4 protein-coding genes are annotated in these 4,648 nt (G+C 74.0%); 2 read left to right on the forward strand and 2 right to left on the reverse strand.

What is annotated here, in order from left to right:
• Positions 1–582 (reverse strand): YitT family protein (locus DQW06_RS05105; RefSeq protein WP_117198052.1); only part of this gene is annotated, 582 nt, incomplete at its 3' end.
• Between the two features lie 265 nt (positions 583–847).
• Between DQW06_RS05105 and DQW06_RS05110 the strand changes: the two genes are divergently transcribed.
• The gene (locus DQW06_RS05110; protein WP_117198051.1) at positions 848–2,314 is read left to right on the forward strand and encodes a PLP-dependent aminotransferase family protein; all 1,467 of its coding nucleotides are present in this window, start codon (positions 848–850) and stop codon (positions 2,312–2,314) included.
• Positions 2,315–2,448: 134 nt separating this feature from the next.
• On the opposite strand, the gene DQW06_RS05115 is transcribed toward DQW06_RS05110, so the two are convergent.
• Positions 2,449–3,285 carry an alpha/beta hydrolase gene (locus DQW06_RS05115; RefSeq protein ID WP_013152448.1) on the reverse strand — a complete coding sequence of 279 codons (837 nt, stop codon included), beginning with the start codon at positions 3,283–3,285 and terminating at the stop codon, positions 2,449–2,451.
• 320 nt (positions 3,286–3,605) lie between these two features.
• On the opposite strand from DQW06_RS05115, the gene moaA reads away from it, so the two are divergent.
• A complete protein-coding gene (moaA, locus tag DQW06_RS05120; RefSeq protein WP_013152449.1) occupies positions 3,606–4,613 on the forward strand; it encodes a GTP 3',8-cyclase MoaA in 1,008 nt (335 codons plus the stop codon).
• Positions 4,614–4,648 lie beyond the last annotated feature (35 nt).

Here is a 4,648-nt window from a genome sequence, read left to right on the forward strand (position 1 = left end):
CACCCCCACGGTCCCGCCCAGGAGGAAGCCGGTGACCACGACGGTCACCTCGATCACGGTCCTGGCCAGGCGCACCGACCACCCCCGGCCCGCCAGGCCGGTCATCAGCCCGTCCCGGGGACCCGGCCCCAGCTGGGCGCCGATGTAGCACCCGGTCGCGACCGCGCACACCACCACCCCGAGCCCCAGCAGCAGCACCCGCACCACCAGCGAATCCGCCTCGGGCAGCAGCCACAGGAACAGGTCCACCGTCATCCCCACGACGACCACGTTGCTCAGCGTGCCCAGACCCGGCTTCTGGCGCAGCGGAATCCACAGCAGCATCAGCATCGCGCCCACCAGCACGCTCCACGTGCCGATGGACAGCCCCGTCTGTCGGGACAACCCCTGGTGCAGCACGTCCCAGGGCATCGCGCCCAGCCCCGCGTGCACCAGCAGCGCGCCGCTCAGCCCGTAGAGGACCAGGCCCGCGTACAGCTGCGCCAGGCGGCGCAGCCGGGGCCGGGGCAGGGCGGGGGTGACCAGCACCCGGCCCAGCAGAGCGGCGGCCGCGTCACGGGCGGGGCGGGGCTGTGCGGTCACGGAAACACCTGTCTTTCCTGGGATCATCGGATGAGAACCCGCGCGGGAACACGGGCACGCGGGGCCGGTGGCGGCGGCCCGGGGCGGCGATCGGACGGGGTTCGGGGCACACGCGGCGACCGGCCGCCGTTCGCCGTCCCCGTTGGCTCCCCCGCCGGGCCCGGGTCCAGTAAGGGGGCCACCTGGGTATCGTGGCGGATGCGGCGCCTGGAATGAAGAGCCAATCCAGGTAACTGGCCCTTTCAACGCGGCGGCAGGGGACGGCATGGCGAGACAGGGCGCTCACCGCGCGGCGGAGCGTTCCGGGGGCGGCACCCGGCGGATCAACGGGCGCCTGCTGGCGCGCCTCATCGGCGAGGCGCCCGTGGAGCGCCCCTTCTACCTGGCCATCGCCCGCGCCGTCAGCGGACTGGTCCTGGACGGCCGCGTGCCCACCAACACCCGCCTCCCGGCCGAACGCGACCTCGCCGCCGCCCTCGGGGTCAGCCGCAACACCGTCACCGCCGCCTACGCCTGGCTGCGCGACAACCGCTTCCTGGAGAGCAGGCAGGGCGCGGGCAGCTGGACCGTCCTGCCCGACTCCGGGACCAGCGAGCCCTCGCCCTTCGTCCCCACCGCCGAGCACATCGACCTGGGGGTGGCCGCGCCCCCGGCGGTGGAGGGGCTGCGCGCCGCCGCGTTCCGGGCCGCCGAACAGCTCGCCGCGCACGTGGGAGGGCTCGGCTACTACCCCTACGGGCTGCCCGAGCTGCGGCACGCCATCGCCCGGCGCTACGTCGAGCGCGGGCTGCCCACCACCCCGGAGCAGATCTTCGTCACCAACGGCGCCCAGCAGGGCGTCGCGCTGGCCGTGGACATGCTCGTGCAGTCCGGCGACGAGGTCCTGGTGGAGTCGCCCACCTACCCGCACGCGCTGGACGCCATCCGGCGGGCCGGGGCGCGGGTGCGCACGGTCGGGGTGACCCCGCAGGGCTGGGACATGGAGTACCTGGTCGACGCGTTCCGCCAGTGGAAACCCCGACTGGCCTACCTGATCCCCGACTTCCACAACCCCACCGGCGCCCTGATGGACGACGAGGAGCGCCGGGTCCTGGTGCGCGAGGCGCGCCGGGCGGGGACCCACCTGATCGTCGACGAGACCGTCGCCGAACTGGCCATCGACTCCGGCGACCTGCCCGCGCCGGTGGCCGCCCACGACACCGACGGCCGGGTGCTGACGGTGGGGTCGGTGGCCAAGCTGCTGTGGGGCGGACTGCGGGTGGGGTGGGTGCGCACCACACCGCCGATGGTGGCCCGGCTCATGGCCACCCGCCAGCGCTTCGACCTGGCCGGGGCGGTGCTGGACCAGCTCACCGCCACCCATCTGCTCTCCGACGTGCTGCGCATCCGGGCCGAGCGCAGCCGCCAGCTGCGCCGCAACCGCGACGCGCTGCTGCACGCGCTGCGCGAGCGCCTCCCCGACTGGCGGCCCAGCGTGCCCGGGGGCGGGCTGGTGCTGTGGGCGACCCTGCCCCACCCGGTGGCCAGCGCGCTGGCCACGGCCGCGATCCGGCACGGGGTGCACCCGGCCGCCGGGCCGGTGTTCGGCGCCGACGGAACCCTGGAGCGCTATCTGCGCCTGGCCTACACCCAGCCGCCGGACGTGCTCGTGGACGCCGTGGAGCGCCTGGCCGCCGCCTACACCGAGACCCTGGTCCACCCGGCGCAGCCCCGGGGACAGCTCTACGTGTGAGGGCACGCCGAAGGGAGGGGAAGGACCGAGGTCCCCTTGCCAACAGCTCACCACGCCCGGCCGCCCCGGCACCACCCCGGATCCGCGCCTGTGGACACGTCGGCGCCGGGCCGGCGGCCGCTCCGGCACGCCCCTCAGACGCCGCCCGCGGGCACGGCGAAGCGCTGGGCGAAGCGGACCACCTCACCCAGCACCTCGTCGCGGTTGGTCTCGTTGAACACCTCGTGCCGGGCGCCGGGGAAGACCCGCGCGGTGAAGTCCTCGCCCATGATCGCCATCACGCCCACCCGCGTGCCCTCCAGCGGTACCAGCCGGTCGTCGGAGCCGTGCACCCACAGCAGCGGCAGCGGTCCCACGCTCCCGGCGGCCAGACCCCGCTCGATCTCGGTGAGCATGGCGTTCACCGTGGCGCGCTTGAAGGGTCCGTGCCAGACCAGCTCGTCGGCCACGTACGCCTCGCCCACGGCCGGGTCCCGCGAGAGCGTGGACGGGTCGATGGGGGCGTCGGGGATCTCCTCGGCGGCGGCGATCCGCTCCAGGGCCTCCCACCGGCCCAGCACCGGCCCGGACAGCACCAGCGCGCTCAGCCGCTCGGGGTGGGTCTGGGCGTAGCGGGAGGCGATGAGCCCGCCCATGGAGTGGCCGATGAGCACGAGCGGCAGCGTCCGGTAGGCGGTGCGCGCCTGGGTGACGAGCCGGTGCACGTCCTCGACCACGCCCGCGTAGTCGTCGATCAGCACCCGCTCACCGGAGGAGCCCCCGTGCCCGCGGTGGTCGGCGCCGTAGACCACCGCGCCCGCTCTGACCAGGTCCTCGGCCACCGCGTGGTATCTGCCCAGGTGTTCGCCGTAGCCGTGCACCAGCACCGCGAGCCAGGTCGGCTCGCCCTCGGCCGGGGCCCACGCCCGCGCCGCCAGCTTCCCGGAACCGTCCGGTCCGCCCGCCAGGGCCCACTCGCGTGTGGTGATCACCGTGTCCCGCCTCCTCGCCCGAGCCTTCGTCTGCGACGATCGAAGCCGTGTACGACCGTCGGATGGTCACCCTACGGCGCGGCGGGGCCGGTGCGCAGCAGGGCGGGGCGGGACCGCGCGGCCCGTGGCTCCGGGGGGTGTGGGATCACCCGATACGCCGACCGGTGTCTCGTGTTGGCCCACGAAAAACGGCATATGGCACGATCAGGACTGCCCGCCGTTTAAAGGGATCTTCTACGCTTATCTATGGGTACCCCTCGGGCCGGGTACACCTTCGTACACGGACTGCCCGACAACCCGGACTGGAGAGGGTGACGCCCGTGCTGGCCGACTCCTACGGACGAGTGGCGACCGACCTGCGGGTCTCGCTCACCGATCGCTGCAACCTCAGGTGCACCTACTGCATGCCACCGGAGGGCTTGGAGTGGTTGCCCAAGCCGGAACTGCTCACCGACGACGAACTCCTGCGTCTCATCCGCATCGGTGTCACCCGCCTCGGCATCACCGAGGTGCGCTTCACCGGCGGAGAACCCCTGCTCCGCCGAGGCCTGCCCGGCCTCGTCGCCGGAACCACCGCGCTGGAGCCCCGCCCCCACACCGCCCTGACCACCAACGGCATCGGACTGGCCCGCATGGCCCCCGCCCTCGCCGAGGCCGGGCTCGACCGCGTCAACGTCTCCCTCGACACCCTGCGCCCCGACGTGTTCGAGACCCTCGCCCGCCGCCGCAGGCTCGGCGACGTCCTCGACGGCCTGGCGGGCGCCGCCCGGGCCGGGCTCACCCCCGTCAAGGTCAACGCGGTGCTCATGCGCGGAGTCAACGACGACGACGCCCCCGACCTGCTGCGCTTCTGCATTGAGCACGGCTACGAGCTGCGGTTCATCGAGCAGATGCCGCTGGACGCCCAGCACGGCTGGCGGCGCGACACCATGATCACCGCCGAGGAGATCCTCGCCACCCTCGAAACCGAGTTCACGCTCGACGCGGCCGACGCCGACACGCGAGGCAGCGCCCCCGCCGAGCTCTTCCACGTGCGCGGAGCCCGCTTCCCCAACGGGGAGCAGGCCACCGTCGGCGTCATCGGATCGGTCACCCGGCCCTTCTGCGGCGCCTGCGACCGCGTCCGCCTCACCGCCGACGGACAGGTGCGCAACTGCCTGTTCGCCCGCGAGGAGTCCGACCTGCGCTCCCTGCTGCGGGGCGGCGCCACCGACGAGGAGATCGCCCGGAGCTGGACCGCCGCGGTGTCCGCCAAGCTGCCCGGACACGGCATCAACGACCCCAGCTTCCTCCAGCCGTCCCGGCCGATGTCGGCCATCGGCGGCTGAGCCCCGCCCGCGGCACGCCACCGGTGCGCCCGGAC

The organism is Nocardiopsis sp. TNDT3, from assembly GCF_003427465.1.
GTDB classification, from domain to species: domain Bacteria; phylum Actinomycetota; class Actinomycetes; order Streptosporangiales; family Streptosporangiaceae; genus Nocardiopsis; species Nocardiopsis dassonvillei.

Excerpts from the sequence above, each read along its gene's own strand:
- DQW06_RS05110 (WP_117198051.1), top strand. The coding sequence starts at position 848 with ATGGCGAGACAGGGCGCTCACCGCGCGGCGGAGCGTTCCGGGGGCGGC.